The sequence below is a fragment of the Pseudomonas multiresinivorans genome (assembly GCF_012971725.1).
Classification (GTDB): Bacteria; Pseudomonadota; Gammaproteobacteria; order Pseudomonadales; family Pseudomonadaceae; genus Pseudomonas; species Pseudomonas multiresinivorans.
In genome coordinates this window covers 6,331,872-6,348,930 of the sequence record NZ_CP048833.1, presented here as the reverse complement: position 1 = coordinate 6,348,930, position 17,059 = coordinate 6,331,872, and the positions used below count along the sequence as shown (strand labels likewise).

The window sequence follows — 17,059 nt, the reverse complement described above, 5'->3', positions numbered from 1 at the left end:
GTCCTCCTTCCTTAGATAAATCTTTCAGGAGTTTCCGGTGTCTGTCGTTTTCGTCGCCGCCTCCAAGCTGCCCACCCCCTTCGGCGAATTCACCATGCATGGCTTCCTCGACGAGGAAACCGGCAAGGAACACGTCGCCCTGACCATGGGCAAGCTCGATGACGGCCAGCCGGTGCTGGGGCGTCTGCATTCCGAATGCCTCACCGGCGATGCGCTGTTCAGCCTGCGCTGCGACTGCGGTTTCCAGCTCGAGGGCGCACTGTCGGCCATCGCCAAGGAAGGCCGTGGCGTCCTGCTGTACCTGCGTCAGGAAGGCCGTGGCATCGGCCTGATCAACAAGATTCGCGCCTATGCCTTGCAGGATGAAGGTGCCGATACAGTGGAGGCCAACCTGGCCCTGGGCTTCGGCGCCGACCAGCGCGACTACGCCATGTGCCTGCCGATGCTGCAGCACCTGGGCGTCTGCTCGCTGAAGCTGATGACCAACAATCCGCGCAAGGTCAAGGCGCTGGAAGGCTACGGCCTTACCGTCGCCGAGCGGGTGCCGCTGCACAAGGGCCTGAACCCGCATAACAAGCGCTACCTGCAGACCAAGGCGGGCAAGCTCGGGCACATGCTGGGCAACATGCATCAGGGCGAAGCCGAGGCCGAGGCGTCCGCTTCGTGAACCGCGCCGCTGCCCGGCGCCGGCTGAATCTGATCTGGTGGCTGCTGCTGGCGCTCGCGCTGGCACCGCAGCACCTGATGCTGGCGCTGGTGGGCGATGCGCCGTTCTCGGACAAGCTGGCCACGCCGGTGTTTGTCGTCGGCCTGGTGTCGATGTTCCTCACCCTGCCGTTGTTCCGTCGCTACAAGCACGCGCTGATCGCTACCGGCAAGGCTCGCGATGGCGCGGACGAGCCTGCGGCCTGGCAGGCACTGGGTGCCGCGCAGCGCCGTGGTGCGCTGGTGGGCAGCATTCCGGCCTGGATCGGCGCCCTGGCGGTGCTGGTCGACCTGCATGGTGTGCCGGTCCTGCTGTTGGGCTTCGCCAGCCTGGTCATCCTCTGGCTGTATCGCCTGCCGCGCCAACTGGCCTGATGCGCCGTTTCCTCTGCCTGCTTCTGCTGCTCGCCGGTTTGCCGGTGGCGGCGGCAGAGCGGGTGGTCAGCCTTGCGCCTTCCCTTACCGACATGGTCCTCGAGCTGGGCGCCGCCGACCGGCTGGCCGGCCTGCTCGATGGCGGGCCCCGTCCGCAATCATTGAAAGGCCTGCCGTCCGTCGGCCGCTACGGGCAGGTCAATCTCGAACAGATTCTCGCCCTGCAGCCCGACCTGCTGCTGGTCTGGCCCGGTGCGGTGCCTGAGGCGCAGCTGCAGCGCCTGAAGGCCGTGGGCATTCCGCTCTACGTGGCCGATCCGCATCATCTTGAAGATATCTCCCGGCAGTTCCGCGAACTGGGCGAGCGTCTGGGGCGGGCCGAGAAGGGGCGTGAGCTGGCCGATACCTTCGATGCGCGCATGGCGCAGTTGCGTGCGCAGTACCGGCGCGAGCAGCCGCTCAGGGTGTTCTACCAGGTGTGGGACCGCCCGCTCTATACCGTCGGTGGTCGACAGATCATCAGCGAGGCGCTGGAAGTCTGCGGTGGCCGCAACCTGTTCGCCGACCTCGACCTGCCAGCGCCGCAGGTGGGGCAGGAGGCCGTGCTGGCGCGTGATCCGCAGGTGATCCTGGCAGCCAGCGAGGACCAGTTGCGCGGTTGGACCGGCATGCAGCAGCTCAGCGCCACACGGCTTCAGCAGCTCTGGGTAGTGCCGGATCGCAATCTGGAGAAGCCGAGCTTCGCGATGCTCGATGCCACCGAGAAGCTTTGCCGGTTGCTCGCGGGTGCCAAGGCCGACGACTGAGTCGGCCGGGTTCGGCGACAAGGAGCAGGCCGTAGGGCGGAAAACCCGAACGGGTTATCCGCCCTACGTCCACGCCCATCGGCGCCTGAGGTCAGAACCCTTCCAGCACGATCTTGCCCTTGGCCGTGTTGCTCTCCAGCAGCGCGTGGGCACGGCGCAGGTTGGCGGCGTCGATCTTGCCGAAGTGCTCGCCCAGGGTGGTCTTCAGCACGCCGCTGTCGATCAGCCCGGCCACACGCTGCAGCAGCTTGTGCTGCTCGATCATGTCGTCGGTCTGGAACATCGAGCGGGTGTACATGAACTCCCAGTGCAGCGACAGGCTCTTCTGCTTGAGCAGGCGCACGTCGAGGTTCTCCGGGTCGTCGATCAGCGCGAGACGGCCTTGCGGGCGCAGGCTGGCGACGATCTCGGGCAGGTGCTGCTCGGTCTGGTTGAGGCTGGCCACGTGGGTGACTTCGCCGATGCCGATGCGCTTGAGTTCTTCGCTCAGCGGCTTGCGGTGATCGATCACGTGGTGCGCGCCGAGGTTGCGCACCCATTCCTGGGTTTCCGGGCGCGAGGCGGTGCCGATCACGGTCATGCCGGTGAGCTGGCGCGCCAGTTGGGTGAGGATCGAGCCAACGCCGCCGGCCGCGCCGACGATCAGCAGGCTCTGGCCCTTGCTGGCGCTGCCCTCGGCCACCTGCAAACGGTCGAACAGCAGTTCCCAGGCGGTAATGGTGGTCAGCGGCAGGGCGGCGGCGTGGGCGAAGTCCAGGCTCCTGGGCATGGCGCCGACGATGCGCTCGTCGACCAGTTGCAACTCAGCATTGCTGCCGGGGCGGGTCAGGTCGCCGGCATACCAGACCTTGTCGCCCGGCTTGAACAGGCTGACCTCGCTGCCCACGGCGCGGACCACGCCGCTGGCGTCCCAGCCGAGCACCTTGTACTGGCCTTCGGCGGGCTGTGCGCGCTGGCGCACCTTGGTGTCCACCGGGTTGGCGGAGATGGCGCGCACTTCCACCAGCAGGTCGCGCGGGCCGGGCGTGGGCTCGGGCAGCTGGATGTCGAGCAGGGAATTGGCGTCGCTGCTGGGCAGGCTCTGGGTGTAGCCGATGGCTTTCATGGTCAGTCCTATTCGCTGAAATGATCAGTCAATTCGGTTCATCAGGCGGATATCGAGTTCCGCCAGGTCAGGTTCGGCGGCCTTCACGAAGGCCTGGAAGTGCGGGCTGGCCTCGTGCTCGGCCAGGGCATCCTCGTCGCGCCACTGCTCGATCATGTAGATCAGCTCGGCGTCCTTGATATCGCGGTGCAGGTCGTACTGCAGGCAGCCGGCCTCGGAGCGGGACGGCGCGAGCATGCCGTGCAGGCGCTCCTGCAGGCTGTCGGCGCGGCCGGGCTTGGCGCGAATGATGGCGATCAGGGTCAGGCTCATCCGGGTATCTCCAGTTGGGCGGGGAAGGTGAGGGCATGCTGCTCTCTTTCGTCTGAGAGAAAAACCGCGTAAGTAGAGAGTCTCTTTCAAAGGATTTTTGAAAATGCTGCGCTTCGACGACCTGCAGATATTCGTTCGCACCGCCGAGCGCGGCAGCCTCTCCGCCGCTGCCCGTGAGCTGGAACTGTCGCCGGCAGTGGCCAGCGCCGCGCTCAAACGCCTGGAAAGCGAGCTGGACGTACGCCTGTTCGCCCGTTCGACCCGCAGCCTGCGCCTGACCGCCGAGGGCGAGCTGTACCTGGCCCACGCCCGAGCGGCGTTGCAGAGCCTGGACGATGGCCGCCAGCTGCTGGCTGGCGGCAAGAGTGAGATCGCCGGCAATTTCCAGGTCTCGGCGCCGTCGGATTTCGGCCGCAACGTGTTGCTGCCCTGGCTGGACGAGTTCCAGGCGCTGCACCCGCGCATGAACCTGCGCCTGCTGATCAGCGATCGCCAGGCCGATCTCTACCGGCAGCCGGTGGACGTGGCGTTCCGCCTGGGGCAGCCGGGAGACTCGAACCTTGTCGCGCTACCGCTGGCGCCGGACAACCGCCGGGTGCTCTGCGCCGCGCCCGAGTACTTCGCCCGCCACGGCAAGCCAACACACCCGGACGAGCTGCAAAAACATAACTGCCTGCTGTACATGCTGGGCGGACGTGCTCACGAGCGCTGGCGCTTCAGCGACAGCCGCAAGCAGCACGAAGTGACGGTGCGCGGCGATCGCCTCTGCGACGACGCCGACGTGGTGCGGCGCTGGGCCGTGGCGGGGCAGGGGCTGGTCTACAAGTCCTGGCTGGACGTCGCGGCCGACGTGCGCGCCGGCCGGCTGGAAGTGGCGCTGGCGGACTACCTGGGCGAAGCCACGCCGATGAACCTGTTCTGCACCCACCGCGCCCAGCTCAGCCGGGCCGTGACCCAGTTGCGCGAGTTCGTCCAGCTACGCTGCGCCGAACTGATGCGCGAGCGCCCCTGGGCCTGAAGCCGGGTCAGAGCGGCGTGTAACGGTGGATGGCCGACGACAGCCCCCAGGCGCTGGCTACCGCCAGCAGCACCATGGCGGTCGGCAACAGGCTCCACCAGATGCGCGGGGCCAGGGCTGGCAGCTCGCTGCGTCGCTGACTTATCCACAGGCTGGCGGCGCACACCGCCGCGCCGAGCAGGGCGCCGGCGATGATGTCGCTGGGCCAGTGGGCGCCCAGGTAGACGCGGGACAGCGCAATGCTCGCCGCCGGAATCACCGCCAGCAGCATCCAGGTCAGGCGCACCCGCGGGGATTTCTCTCGGCTGGCCAGCACCCCGAGTACCAGGAAGAAGGCGAAGGACGCCGAGCTGTGGCCGCTGGGCATGCTGAAGGCGGACAGCGGATCGGCGATCACCTCGGGCCGGGCGCGGCCGAAGAGGTGCTTGAGCGCGGTGTTGAGCAGCGCGGTGCCGACCATGGTGCCGGCGGCGAAGAAGGCATGGCGCCACAGCCGCAGTGCGGCCAGCAGTACCGCCAGCAGCGCGCCGGCGATGAACTGGGTGCGGAAGTCGCCAACGCGGGTGACAGCCACCATCACATGGTCCAGCCACGCGTGGCGGTGTTCCTGCACCAGCGCCATCAGGCCTTTGTCCAGGGCGTCGAGGTGCGGCCAGCCGATGAGCATGGCGAACAGCAGGGCGAAGCAACCGACGGCGCCGATCAGCGGAGCGTTACGCTCCTTGCGCAGTTCGGCATGGATGATCAGCGCGAACACCACGGCGATGCACGCGGCGACCACCCCGGCCTCCGGCCAGAAGCCTTCAGGCAGCGGCAGGCGCATCGCCGCACCGGTCGCCCAGCCGGGCACCAGATAGGCGATGGACCAGCCGGCGGCGGCGATGATGGAAACGATGGCGAAGCGGCCGAAGGGCATGTCCAGCATGCCGGCGACCATCGGCAGGAAAGGCCGCAGCGCGCCGATGAAGCGGCCCACCAGCAGGCTCGCCACGCCATAGCGGTGGAAGAACCCTTCCGCGCTGGCAATCCATTCCGGATGGTGGCGCAGCACCGGCAAGCGGCGGATGTCCTGGTGGAAGTGGCGACCGATCCAGTAGGACGACAGGTCACCGAGCAGGCCGCCGAAGAACGCCAATGCCAGGGTTTCCCCCAGCCCCAGGGCGCCGCTGCCGGCCAGCACGGCAATGGCGAAGAGCATCACCACACCGGGCAGGATGATGCCGATGATGGCGGCGCATTCGAGGAAGGCGACCAGGAACAGGACCAGGGCGAGCCATTGCGGATGGGTGGCCATCCAGGTGTTGAAGGCGGCGAGATCGATCATCGGAAGGTGGCGTCCTGGGTTCCGAGCAGGTGGTAGTCATGACCTTCGACCTGTCCGCGGCGCAGTGGGTTGCGCGTGCAGAAGGGCGCGAAGGTGGCATCGACGAAGCGGTACTGCAGGTGTTCGTCGCGGCCGTGGGGAATGCCCAGGCGCGCGGCCTGGATAACTTGCGAGGGTGTCTCGCCGATATCGTCGACGAACAGGCGCTGCGGGTCGAAGCGCTGGGCGTCCCAGTCCGGCACTTTCAGGCCCATCGCGCGGCAGAGCAGTGTCTGGCCGTTGCACAGCTTGCCCAGCGGGCGCTCGCTGCCATCGGCGGCGGGGTTGAGCCGGCGCATGGCGGCCAGTGATTCGTCACTGGAGATGCGGTCCATCCAGGGGTGCCCGGACTTGATCAGTACGGCATTGCCCGCGCCGCCGGCGCTGAAGTTCAGCGAGTCGCCGCCGCGCGCGTAATACATGTAGATGTGCCCGCCATCGAGGAACAGCGCCTTGCGCTTCTCGGTGTAGCCCAGCGATGCGTGGCTGCCTTTCTCGGCCAGGTAATAGGCCTCGGTCTCGATGATCCGCGCGGAGAGCCACAGGTCGCCGACACGGTGGCGGATCACCTTGCCCAGCAGTTCGCGGGCGACGGTCAGGGCATCGCGATTGAAGAAGGCGTCCGGCAGGGGATTGGCCCCGGGCCAGGGCAAACTTAGGTTGGGTTCGGCGGGCATCGGATTGTCGCGGTTCTCGGGCCGGTCTTAGGCTGGGGAATCATAACAACAAGATTCTTAAGCATGGCTGAACGGATCCGGGCCGACAGCGCCCACATTACCCCCAGCGCCCACTACACCGGTTACGTCTGGTATCGCCACCAGCTTGCCGATCCGGCCTTCGCCACGGCGTTCGGCCGCTGGGTGCACGGCTGCGTGGCGCCGATCAACTGGGGCGCGCGGATCGGCTTCGGGCTTAATATCGAAGACTTCCTGTTACAACGTCACCTGCTGATCGATGCCCGGCTGACCCAGGCCATCGAGTCGCGCGGCGTTTCCCAGGTCGTAGAGATTGCCTGCGGGCTCTCGCCTCGCGGGAGGCGCTTTCGCGAGCGTTACCCCCAGCTGACCTACCTGGAAGCCGACCTGCCGCCCATGGCCGCGCGCAAGTCCGCGTTGCTGCAGGAGCAAGGTTGGCTGGACGGCAAGCACCGCGTGCGTGCTGTGGATATCCTTGCCGAGGACGGCGAGCAGAGCCTTGCTGCGCTGCTCTGCGAACTGGACCCGGATCGCCCCGTGGTGGTGATCACCGAAGGGCTGGTGAATTACTTCCAGCGCCCGGTGATCGAGGGGTTCTGGCGTCGGTTGGCTGCAGCCCTGCGGCGCTTCCCCGAGGCGACCTACCTCACCGAACTCTATCCCGACCTGCGCGAGCACCCGCGCTACCGGCAGATTCGCTGGGGCGTAGGGTTGATCGGCAAGCTGACGCGGGGCGGCTACCCGCTGCATTACCGCAGTGCCGCTGAGATCGAGCAGGCGTTCATCGGTTGCGGGTTTGGCCGGGTGGGCGTGCTCGATCCGCAGGTGGATGGGGTGGGGCTGGGCTTGCCGAAAGGGCGGATGCCGAGTCTGGTGCGGGTGATCGAGGCGCGGATTTAGGTTCGGGGATGGGCGGTTCGCGAGCAAGCTCGCTCCTACAGCGGCCCCGATGCACTGCGGAGGCTCTTTTGTAGGAGCGAGCTTGCTCGCGAACAGTGCCAATGCCTGAGGTCTGTGCCGGGGTATCCCCCTCACCCCAGCCCTCTCCCAGGGGGGAGAGGGAGCAGATCGTGCCGGCTGCCAGTGCTGCTTCACTTCATGCTGAACAGTCCCCTCTCCCTCTGGGAGAGGGGTAGGGTGAGGGCATGGGCCGGGCTTGGCTCATGAGAGTTTCTTTTCAGGCCGCGCACGCCCCCTGCTGCATCGGCACCACCATCGCCGCCAGCGCAGCGCTGGCCTGCGGGTCGCCGTGGGCGAAGATGAACGGCAGGCCGTCTCCGCTGTAGCGCAGCGGCAGGATGTCCAGCTCCGGCAGGCCGGCAGCGGCGAGCTTCCAGCCGCGCGCAGGGCGATCCGCCGGCAGCTCGACGCGGATCAGGCCACCGAAATAGCCCAGCTCCGCCAGCTCGCAGCGCCATTCGCCGCCCTCGCTGTTGCGCAGTACGGCGCGTTGATCGGCCGGCGCCAGGCGCGCCTCGAAGCGGCGCTCCAGGTGCAGCAGCTGCTGGCGCTGGAAGCGCGTGCTGCCGGCGGCACTGCGTGGCAGTGGCTCGCCGAGCAGGAACGGGTTGTAGAGCCGCGCACAGGCATCGCGGCGTTCGAATTGGGCCAGGTGGTCGGCGTCGTGGATCAGCGCGAACTCCGCATCGGCGCAGGCATGGGCGAACTCGGCGTGTTCCCACGGCTGGGTGAAATGGTCGTACTCGCCGGCCAGCACCAGGGTCGGGCATTGCGGGTGACGGTCGAAGCCGCCGAAGGCCAGCAGGCGCTGGCTGTTCTGCCGGTAGCGTTCGATTTCCGCTGGCGTCAGGCGCTGCAGCTGGCGCAGCAGGGCCTTGCGGAACACTGGCGACACGCCGGTATCGGCCAGGCGCAATGGATTGATCAGGCCGGTCAGCACGCCATGGGCGAAGGGTTCCTGCTCGCCCAGTTCCAGGCGCGCCAGGGCCTCGACCAGCAGGGCGCGGGCGCCGGGTCGGCCGAAGGCGGTGATGCCGGCCAGCAGCAGGCGGCCGCAGCGCTTTGGGTGGCGGGCGGCGAACAGCGCAGCCAGTGCCGAGCCGTAGGACAACCCGATGGGCATCAGCGGCGGCAAGTGCAGGGTTTCGGCGAAAGCGGCGATGAGATCGGCCAGGTCTTCCAGGCTCAGCTGGGGCGCCAGTTGCAGGTTGCCTCCCTGGCTGGGCAGGTCGAGCAGGATCACCGGGTGCCCGGCGAGCAGCTCCGAGACCTCGCTGGCGAAGGAGCGGAAGCTCTGGAATGCGCCGCCCAGCAGCAGGACGGGCGGGCGGGTGTCATCCTCTAGCGAAGAAAAGGCCTGGTAGTGCAGTTGCCAACCGTCCAGTTCCAGCACCGCCGGGGTGGCGGTCAGGGACTGGGCGCTGTAATCGGTGCGATAGCGCATGGCAGTTCTCCGGCGGTGGGCCGCCTCTTGTTGTTCTTCCCTGGCGCGACTCCCTGGCATGCGAGCACTGCAGGGGCAATTAGCCATGCTTGCAAGGTAAACAGCGGATACGAATTTGGTTACCCAACCTTCGGGCGGCAGGAGGGGGTGGCGGACGGGCGAGTGTCACCGTTTGGCCGATGGTGCGGGGCATCGGGCGCTATTGGCGTTACGCGAAGCACAGCACTGACCGGCCGGCTGCTGTGGCTGGCCGCTGAGGGGGCGCTCCCGCTATACTTGCGCATTTCCCTCACGCAGACGCGTTTGATCATGACCGAGTCCGTTCTCGACTATATGAGCCGCCTGGGCCGCGCCGCCCGTGAAGCGTCGCGCGTCGTCGCGCGCGCCACGACCGCGCAGAAGAACCAAGCCCTGCTGGCCGCTGCCGATGCCCTGGACGCCGCCCGCGCCCAGCTGACCGAAGCCAACGAACAGGATCTGGCCAATGGCCGTGCCAATGGTCTGGAGCCAGCCATGCTGGACCGCCTGGCCCTGACTCCGGCGCGCATCGACGACATGATCGAGGGCCTGCGCCAGGTCGCCACGCTGCCGGACCCGATCGGCGAGATCCGCGACATGCGCTACGTGCCGTCCGGTATTCAGCTGGGCAAGATGCGCGTGCCGCTGGGCGTGGTGGGGATCATCTACGAATCCCGCCCGAACGTGACCATCGACGCCGCCAGCCTGTGCCTGAAGTCGGGCAACGCCACCATCCTGCGCGGCGGCTCCGAGGCGATCCATTCCAACCAGGCGATTGCCGCGTGCATCCAGACGGGCCTGGCCAAGGCCGGCCTGCCGGCCAGCGTCGTGCAGGTCGTGGAAACCACTGACCGCGCCGCCGTCGGCGCGCTGATCACCATGCCCGAATACGTGGACGTCATCGTTCCGCGCGGCGGCAAGGGCCTGATCGAGCGCATCAGCCGTGACGCCAAGGTCCCGGTGATCAAGCACCTGGACGGCATCTGCCATGTCTACATCGACGTTGCCGCCGATATCGACAAGGCGATTCGCGTCGCCGACAACGCCAAGACCCAGCGCTATGCGCCGTGCAACACCATGGAAACGCTGCTGGTGCACGCCGGCATCGCCGACCGCGTGCTGCCGCCGCTGGCCGCCATCTACCGCGACAAGGGCGTGGAGCTGCGCGGTGACGCCGCCACCCGTGCGCTGCTGGGCGCGGATGTGCTGGAAGCCACCGAGGAAGACTGGCGCACCGAGTACAACGCGCCGATCCTGTCGATCCGCATCGTCGACAGCCTCGACGCGGCCATCGAGCACATCAACACCTACGGCTCGCAGCACACCGACGCGATCATCACCGAGAACTTCACCGATGCCCGTCGCTTCCTCACCGAAGTGGACTCGGCCTCGGTCATGGTCAACGCCTCGACCCGCTTCGCCGATGGCTTCGAGTACGGCCTGGGCGCGGAGATCGGCATTTCCACCGACAAGCTGCACGCCCGCGGTCCGGTCGGCCTGGAAGGTCTGACCAGCGAGAAGTACGTGGTGTTCGGCGACGGGCACGTGCGTACCTGATGAACAAGGCGCGTTCCCGTCGTGTCGGTCTGTTCGGCGGCACCTTCGATCCGGTGCACATCGGCCACCTGCGCAGTGCGCTGGAGATGGCCGAACAGTTCGAATTCGACGAGTTGCGCCTGATCCCCAACTTCCGCCCGCCGCACCGCGACACCCCCCAGGTGAAACCGGAGCAGCGGCTGGCGATGGTCGAACTGGCAGTAGCCGGAGTGACCCCGCTGGTGGTCGATGACCGCGAGCTGAAGCGTGACAAACCCTCCTACACCATCGACACCCTGGAGTCGCTGCGTGGGGAGCTGGATGAGCAGGACCAGTTGTTCCTGCTGGTCGGCTGGGACGCTTTTTGTGGCCTGCCGACCTGGCATCGCTGGGAAGAGTTGCTGGAGCACAGTCATATCGTCGTGCTGCAGCGCCCGGATGCCGACAGCGAGCCGCCGGAAGACCTGCGCGACCTGCTGGCGGCGCGCAGTGTTGCCGACCCGAAGGCGATGACCGGCCCCGCCGGGCAGATCACCTTCGTCTGGCAGACGCCGCTTGCAGTTTCCGCCACGCAGATCCGCCAACTCCTGTCGCAGGGGCGCTCGGTGCGCTACCTGGTTCCGGATGCGGTATTGAACTATATCGAGGCGCACGGCCTGTACCAGGCGCCCCACTGAACAAGTCAGAGAGTCATACATGCAAACCGAACAACTGGTCGAACTGACCATCGCCGCCCTGGAAGATCTCAAGGCGCAGGACATCACCGTCATCGACGTGCGCGAGAAGACCAGCATCACCGACGTCATGGTCATCGCCACCGGCGCCTCCAGCCGTCAGGTCAAGTCGCTGGCCGACAACGTGCTGGAAAAGGTCAAGGAACAGGGCGTGCGCCCGATCGGCAGCGAAGGCCAGGAAGGCGGCGAGTGGGTCCTGATCGACCTCGCCAACGTCGTGGTCCACGTCATGCAGCCGGCCACCCGCCAGTTCTACGACCTGGAGCGTCTGTGGCAGGGCGCCGAGCAGAGCCGCGCGTCCCACAGCGCCGAGTAAGCGTGCCGTGCGCCTGCGTCTGATCGCGGTTGGCTCGCGCATGCCGCGCTGGGTGGAAGAGGGCTGGGCGGAGTACGTCAAACGCCTGCCCTCGGAGCTGTCCCTGGAACTGGTGGAAATCCCGTTGAACACGCGCGGCAAGAATGCCGACGTGGCACGGCTGATCCGCCAGGAAGGCGAGGCCATGCTGAGCAAGGTCCAGCCCGGGGAACGCATCGTCACCCTGGAAGTCGAAGGCAAGCCCTGGAGCACCCCCCAGCTGGCGCAGGAACTCGACCGCTGGCGCCTGGACGCGCGCACCGTCAACCTCATGGTCGGCGGGCCGGAAGGCCTGGCGCCGGAGGTCTGCGCGCGCAGCGAGCAGCGCTGGTCGCTGTCACCGCTGACCCTGCCGCACCCGCTGGTGCGCATCCTGGTCGGCGAGCAGATCTACCGCGCCTGGACAGTGCTGTCCGGGCACCCCTACCACAAGTAGTCGTAGCCGTTTTCGATGCCGCAGCCGATACAGCTCAAGGACCACGAGAAGGACGCCCGCCTGGTCCGCGCCCGCGTCATCGTCGGCGGGGTAGCGATCTTCCTGCTCGCGCTGGTGCTGGTGGCGCGCATGTATCACCTGCAGGTGACGCAGTACGACTACCACTCGACGCTGTCGGAGAACAACCGCGTCCACGTGCAGCCGATTCCGCCCAATCGCGGGCTGATCTTCGACCGCAACGGCGTGATCATCGCCGACAACCGTCCCAGCTTCAGCCTGACGATTACCCGCGAACGTACGGAGAACCTGCAGGATACGTTGAAGAACCTCGTCGAAATCCTTGGATTGACCGAGGAAGACAAGGCCATCTTCGAGAAGCGCATGAAGCAGGGGCGGCGGCCGTTCGAGCCGGTGCCGATCATGTTCGAGCTGTCCGAGGAGCAGATCGCCCGCATCGCGGTGAACCAGTACCGCCTGAACGGCGTCGACGTCGCCGCGCAGTTCGTCCGCCATTATCCGCTGGGTGAGCACTTCGCCCACTCGGTCGGCTATGTCGGCCGGATCAACGAGGCGGAGCTGAAGAGACTCGACCCGGTGGCCTATTCGGGCACCCACCACATCGGCAAGACCGGCGTGGAGAAGTTCTACGAAGACGCGCTGCACGGCACCGTGGGCTACGAGGAAGTCGAGACCAACGCCCGTGGCCGCGTGCTGCGCGTGCTCAAGCGCACCGAGCCGATTTCCGGCCGCGACATCGTGCTGAGCATCGACAGCAAGCTGCAGGCCGCCGCTGAAACCGCACTGGCCGGCCGGCGTGGCGCCATCGTGGCGATCCAGCCGTCCACCGGCGAGGTGCTGGCGATGGTCAGCCAGCCGGCCTACGACCCCAACCTGTTCGTCACCGGCATCAGTTTCAAGGATTACGCGGCGCTGCGGGACTCCGAGGATCGCCCTCTGTACAACCGCGTGCTGCGCGGCCTGTACCCGCCGGGTTCGACGGTGAAGCCGGCGGTGGCCATTGCGGGGCTCGACGCGGGTGTGGTGACGCCCACCAGCCGTGTGTTCGACCCCGGCTTCTATCAATTGCCCAACTACGACCACAAGTACCGCAACTGGAACCGCACCGGCGACGGCTGGGTCACTCTGGAAACCGCGATCATGCGGTCCAACGACACCTACTTCTACGATCTCGCCCACAAGCTGGGGATCGACCGGCTGCACGACTACATGAGCAGGTTCGGTTTCGGCCAGCGCGTGGCCCTGGACATGTATGGCGAGGCTGACGGCCTGATGCCATCCCGCCAGTGGAAGCGTGCCCTGCGCCGGCAGGCCTGGTTCCCAGGTGAAACCCTGATTCTGGGCATCGGCCAGGGCTACATGCAGTCCACCCCGCTGCAGCTGGCGCAGATGACCGCGCTGCTGGCGAACAAGGGCAAGTGGATCCGCCCGCACCTGGCCAGGACCATCGACGGCAAGCCGCCGGTGGACGAAGACCCGATGCCGGACATCCAGCTCAAGGACCCGAACAACTGGAACCTGGTGGACTACGGCATGCAGCAGGTGGTCCACGGCGCCCGCGGCACCGCCCACAAGGTCGGCGCCACGTCCGTCTACCGTATTGCCGGCAAGTCCGGTACCGCGCAGGTCGTGGCGATCAAGCAGGGGGAGAAGTACAACCGCTCCAAGCTGCTGGAGCGCCATCGTGACCACGCGTTGTTCGTCGGCTTCGCCCCGGCGGACAATCCGCAGATCGCCGTGGCGGTGATGGTGGAGAACGGCGAGTCCGGCTCCGGCGTCGCCGCCCCCGTGCTCAAGGCCGTGACCGATGCCTGGCTGCTCGACGAGACCGGCAAGCTCAAACCCGAATACGCACCTCAGGCCACGGCGGAGGCGCCCAAACCATGACCATGAACGGTAATTTCGACCGCACGCTGTCCAGCGAAGATGTAATGAAGCGGCGCTCCAGCCTGCTGCAGCGCCTGCATATCGACGGCCTGCTGCTGCTGTTGCTGGTGACCCTCGGCTCGGTCGGTCTGTTCGTCCTGTATTCCGCCAGCGGCAAGAGCTGGGACCTGCTGATCAAGCAGGCGTCTTCCTTCGGCCTGGGCCTGGGCGCGATGTTCGTGCTGGCGCAGATCGAACCGCGCTTCCTCGCCCGCTGGGTACCGCTGGGCTACCTGATCGGCGTGGCCCTGCTGGTGGTGGTGGATGTGATGGGTCACAACGCCATGGGCGCGACCCGCTGGATCAACATTCCCGGGGTGATCCGCTTCCAGCCGGCGGAGTTCATGAAGCTGCTGATGCCCATGACCATCGCCTGGTACCTGTCCAAGCGCGCCCTGCCGCCGGGCTTCAAGCATAGCGTGATCGGCCTGGCACTGATCGTCGTGCCCTTCGTGCTGATCCTCAAGCAGCCGGACCTGGGCACCGCCATGCTGGTGCTGGCCTCCGGTTCCTTCGTGCTGTTTGTCGGCGGCCTGCGCTGGCGCTGGATCATCACCGCCGTCTCGGCGGCGGTACCGGTCGCGGTGGGCATGTGGTACTTCGTCATGCACGACTACCAGAAGCAGCGCGTACTCACCTTCCTCGACCCGGAAAGCGACCCGCTGGGCACCGGCTGGAACATCATCCAGTCAAAAGCGGCCATCGGTTCGGGCGGCGTCTTCGGCAAGGGCTGGCTGCTGGGCACGCAATCCCATCTGGATTTTTTGCCCGAAAGCCACACGGACTTTATCATTGCCGTGCTCGGCGAAGAGTTCGGCCTGGTCGGGGTGTGCCTCCTGCTGGTGCTGTACCTGCTGGTGATCTACCGGGGGCTGGTGATCACGGCGCAGGCGCAGACGCTGTTCGGCAAGTTGCTCGCCGGCAGTATCACCATGACCTTCTTCGTGTATGTGTTCGTCAACATTGGTATGGTCAGCGGATTGTTGCCAGTGGTGGGGGTACCGCTGCCCTTCATTAGTTACGGCGGAACTTCGCTGGTGACCCTGATGTCAGGGTTCGGCGTTTTGATGTCGATCCATACCCATCGGAAGTGGATCGCCCAGGTTTGATGACAAGAGTGAAGAAAGGAATGCAAGTACTGCGCGCCTGGGCTGCCAGGGGGGTACATTGGGTCGGAATCGCGGGGGCGATCGGCATGTCCGGCGTCGCGGCCGCGGGCGACTACGATGGTTCCCCTCAGGTCGCCGAGTTCGTCAGCGAGATGACCCGTGACTACGGCTTCGCCGGCGAACAGCTCATGGGCCTCTTCCACGATGTGGAGCGCAAGCAGTCCATCCTTGACGCCATCTCCCGCCCGGCCGAACGGGTGAAGACCTGGAAGGAATACCGTCCGATCTTCGTCACCGACGCGCGCATCAACCGCGGCGTGGACTTCTGGAACCAGAATGCCGAAGCCCTGGCCCGCGCCGAGCAGGAATACGGCGTACCGGCCCAGTACATCGTCGCCATCATTGGCGTCGAGACCTTCTTCGGTCGCAACACCGGCAACTTCAAGGTGATGGACGCGCTGTCCACCCTGGGCTTCGACTACCCGCCGCGCGCCGACTTCTTCCGCAAGGAGCTCAAGCAGTTCCTGCTGCTGGCCCGCGAACAGCAGGTCGACCCGCTCAGCCTCACGGGCTCCTACGCTGGCGCGATGGGCCTGCCGCAATTCATGCCGAGCAGCTTCCGTGCCTATGCCGTGGACTTCGACGGCGACGGCCACATCAATATCTGGAGCGACCCCACCGATGCCATCGGCAGCGTCGCCAACTATTTCAAGCAGCACGGCTGGCACACCGGCGAGCCGGTGGTGTCGCAGGCGGAAATCGGCACCTCCACTGCCGAGGACGCGCTCACCCAGGGCCTCGACCCGCAGATGAACCTCGGCCAGCTACGCTCTCAGGGCTGGCGCACCCATGACGTAATTCGCGATGACCTGATGGTCACCGCCATGCGCCTGGAAGGCGCGCAGGGCACCGAGTACTGGGTCGGCCTGCCGAACTTCTATGTGATCACCCGTTACAACCGCAGCGCCATGTACGCCATGGCGGTCCATCAGCTGGCCGGCGAGATCGCCAAGGCACGAGGTGTCCATTGAGCAAGCGAATCGCAAGTCCCGGCCTCTGGTCGCTGGCCGCCTGCGTTGGCCTGAGCACCGTGTTCCTCGCCAGTTGCACCGGCAACCGCGCGCCGCAACCGCAGCCGCAGGTGAACAACGGCATTTCCGGCCCCTATGACTACAATCGCCCTCACCGCGACGGCGCGCCCTGGTGGGACGTCGACGTCTCGCGCATCCCGGACGCCGTGCCGATGCCGCACAACGGGCCGTTCAAGAACAACCCCTACACCGTGCTGGGCAAGACCTACTACCCGCTCAATAACGCCAGTGCCTACAGCGTGACCGGCACGGCGTCCTGGTATGGCACCAAGTTCCACGGCCAGGCCACCGCCAACGGCGAGCAGTACGACCTGTACGGCATGACCGCCGCGCACAAGACCCTGCCGCTGCCCAGCTACGTGCGCGTCACCAACCTGGACAACGGCAAGAGCGTCATCGTCCGCGTCAACGACCGCGGGCCGTTCTACTCCGACCGGGTGATCGACCTGTCCTTCGCCGCCGCCAAGAAGCTCGGTTACGCCGAGACCGGCACCGCGCACGTCAAGGTCGAGGGCATCGACCCCGACCGCTGGTGGGCTTCCCAGGGCAAGCAGCCGCCGATGATCATGGCCTTGCCGAAGATGGCCTCGCAGCCCGCCGCCGCGCAGCCACAGGCGGTCGCCATGGCCCAGCCCATCGAAACCTACACCCCGCCGCCGGCGCAACATGCAGTACCGGTGGCGCCGGTCCAGATCGACTCAAAAAAAAACGCTTCATTACCAGCCGATGGCCTGTATCTCCAGGTGGGTGCCTTCGCCAACCCGGACGCTGCGGAGCTGCTCAAGGAGAAAGTCGGCGGCCTGACGGGGGCGAAATCCTTTATCAGCTCGGTCGTGGTCAACCAGCAGACCTTGTACCGGGTGCGCCTGGGGCCGATCGGAACGCAGGATGAAGCAAGCCGGATGCAGGACAGCATCCGCGTGGCCAACCTTGGCCAACCCAAGCTCGTGCGCCTGGACTGAGATTCCACCGTACGTGCGATAGCGGCACATAGAGGCCGCCTCACGAGATCCCCCGCGGGGGATTGTTTGACCATTAGTGAACCCCAGAGAG

Annotated in this window: 18 protein-coding genes; 13 read left to right on the top strand and 5 right to left on the bottom strand. The window is 66.5% G+C overall.

Annotated features, from left to right (window positions below; genetic code table 11):
- Positions 1–37 precede the first annotated feature (37 nt).
- The 3 genes from ribA to G4G71_RS28970 are packed head-to-tail and all read left to right on the top strand — an operon-like array spanning position 38 to position 1,886.
- Positions 38–667 (top strand): GTP cyclohydrolase II, encoded by a 630-nt coding sequence (gene ribA, locus G4G71_RS28980; RefSeq protein WP_169942234.1) that lies wholly within the window; start codon positions 38–40, stop codon positions 665–667.
- Positions 664–1,080 (top strand): hypothetical protein, encoded by a 417-nt coding sequence (locus G4G71_RS28975; RefSeq protein ID WP_024764003.1) that lies wholly within the window; start codon positions 664–666, stop codon positions 1,078–1,080. The genes ribA and G4G71_RS28975 overlap by 4 nt, the downstream gene beginning before the upstream one ends.
- The gene (locus G4G71_RS28970) at positions 1,080–1,886 is read left to right on the top strand and encodes a cobalamin-binding protein (protein WP_169942231.1); all 807 of its coding nucleotides are present in this window, start codon (positions 1,080–1,082) and stop codon (positions 1,884–1,886) included. The genes G4G71_RS28975 and G4G71_RS28970 overlap by 1 nt, the downstream gene beginning before the upstream one ends.
- A gap of 91 nt (positions 1,887–1,977) precedes the next feature.
- Here G4G71_RS28970 and G4G71_RS28965 read toward each other — a convergent pair whose 3' ends face one another.
- Positions 1,978–2,991, bottom strand: coding sequence for a zinc-binding alcohol dehydrogenase family protein (locus tag G4G71_RS28965; protein ID WP_169942229.1), 1,014 nt, complete (start codon positions 2,989–2,991; stop codon positions 1,978–1,980).
- 24 nt (positions 2,992–3,015) lie between these two features.
- A complete protein-coding gene (locus tag G4G71_RS28960) occupies positions 3,016–3,303 on the bottom strand; it encodes a putative quinol monooxygenase (protein ID WP_169942227.1) in 288 nt (95 codons plus the stop codon).
- Positions 3,304–3,406: 103 nt separating this feature from the next.
- Between G4G71_RS28960 and G4G71_RS28955 the strand changes: the two genes are divergently transcribed.
- On the top strand, positions 3,407–4,321 hold the full coding sequence (locus G4G71_RS28955) for a LysR family transcriptional regulator (protein ID WP_169942225.1): 915 nt from the start codon (positions 3,407–3,409) through the stop codon (positions 4,319–4,321).
- Between the two features lie 7 nt (positions 4,322–4,328).
- Here the strand turns inward: G4G71_RS28955 and G4G71_RS28950 are convergent, their stop codons facing one another.
- Both G4G71_RS28950 and G4G71_RS28945 read right to left on the bottom strand, forming a co-directional pair.
- Positions 4,329–5,645: a bifunctional DedA family/phosphatase PAP2 family protein gene (locus G4G71_RS28950; RefSeq protein WP_169942223.1), complete on the bottom strand. Its 1,317-nt coding sequence runs from the start codon at positions 5,643–5,645 to the stop codon at positions 4,329–4,331.
- Complete coding sequence (locus G4G71_RS28945; protein WP_169942221.1) at positions 5,642–6,361, bottom strand: DNA-3-methyladenine glycosylase; 720 nt, start codon at positions 6,359–6,361, stop codon at positions 5,642–5,644. The genes G4G71_RS28950 and G4G71_RS28945 overlap by 4 nt, the downstream gene beginning before the upstream one ends.
- 63 nt (positions 6,362–6,424) lie before the next feature.
- Between G4G71_RS28945 and G4G71_RS28940 the strand changes: the two genes are divergently transcribed.
- Positions 6,425–7,279, top strand: a complete 855-nt coding sequence (locus G4G71_RS28940) for a class I SAM-dependent methyltransferase (protein ID WP_169942219.1) — start codon at positions 6,425–6,427, stop codon at positions 7,277–7,279.
- A gap of 277 nt (positions 7,280–7,556) precedes the next feature.
- On the opposite strand, the gene G4G71_RS28935 is transcribed toward G4G71_RS28940, so the two are convergent.
- Entirely contained in the window at positions 7,557–8,783 is a 1,227-nt protein-coding gene (locus G4G71_RS28935; RefSeq protein ID WP_169942217.1) for an alpha/beta fold hydrolase, read from the bottom strand.
- Positions 8,784–9,092: 309 nt separating this feature from the next.
- On the opposite strand from G4G71_RS28935, the gene G4G71_RS28930 reads away from it, so the two are divergent.
- The 8 genes from G4G71_RS28930 to G4G71_RS28895 are packed head-to-tail and all read left to right on the top strand — an operon-like array spanning position 9,093 to position 16,968.
- Entirely contained in the window at positions 9,093–10,358 is a 1,266-nt protein-coding gene (locus G4G71_RS28930; RefSeq protein WP_169942214.1) for a glutamate-5-semialdehyde dehydrogenase, read from the top strand.
- Positions 10,358–11,014, top strand: a complete 657-nt coding sequence (gene nadD / locus G4G71_RS28925; protein WP_169942212.1) for a nicotinate-nucleotide adenylyltransferase — start codon at positions 10,358–10,360, stop codon at positions 11,012–11,014. Before G4G71_RS28930 ends, nadD begins: the two co-directional genes overlap by 1 nt.
- Positions 11,015–11,033: 19 nt before the next feature.
- Positions 11,034–11,387 carry a ribosome silencing factor gene (rsfS, locus tag G4G71_RS28920; RefSeq protein ID WP_024763994.1) on the top strand — a complete coding sequence of 118 codons (354 nt, stop codon included), beginning with the start codon at positions 11,034–11,036 and terminating at the stop codon, positions 11,385–11,387.
- 7 nt (positions 11,388–11,394) lie between these two features.
- Entirely contained in the window at positions 11,395–11,862 is a 468-nt protein-coding gene (rlmH, locus tag G4G71_RS28915) for a 23S rRNA (pseudouridine(1915)-N(3))-methyltransferase RlmH (protein WP_015475414.1), read from the top strand.
- Positions 11,863–11,877: 15 nt separating this feature from the next.
- On the top strand, positions 11,878–13,767 hold the full coding sequence (mrdA, locus tag G4G71_RS28910) for a penicillin-binding protein 2 (protein ID WP_169942211.1): 1,890 nt from the start codon (positions 11,878–11,880) through the stop codon (positions 13,765–13,767).
- Between the two features lie 44 nt (positions 13,768–13,811).
- A complete protein-coding gene (rodA, locus tag G4G71_RS28905) occupies positions 13,812–14,915 on the top strand; it encodes a rod shape-determining protein RodA (RefSeq protein ID WP_156160474.1) in 1,104 nt (367 codons plus the stop codon).
- 8 nt (positions 14,916–14,923) lie between these two features.
- A complete protein-coding gene (gene mltB / locus G4G71_RS28900; RefSeq protein ID WP_169942209.1) occupies positions 14,924–15,946 on the top strand; it encodes a lytic murein transglycosylase B in 1,023 nt (340 codons plus the stop codon).
- Complete coding sequence (locus G4G71_RS28895) at positions 15,943–16,968, top strand: septal ring lytic transglycosylase RlpA family protein (protein ID WP_024763990.1); 1,026 nt, start codon at positions 15,943–15,945, stop codon at positions 16,966–16,968. Before mltB ends, G4G71_RS28895 begins: the two co-directional genes overlap by 4 nt.
- Positions 16,969–17,059 lie beyond the last annotated feature (91 nt).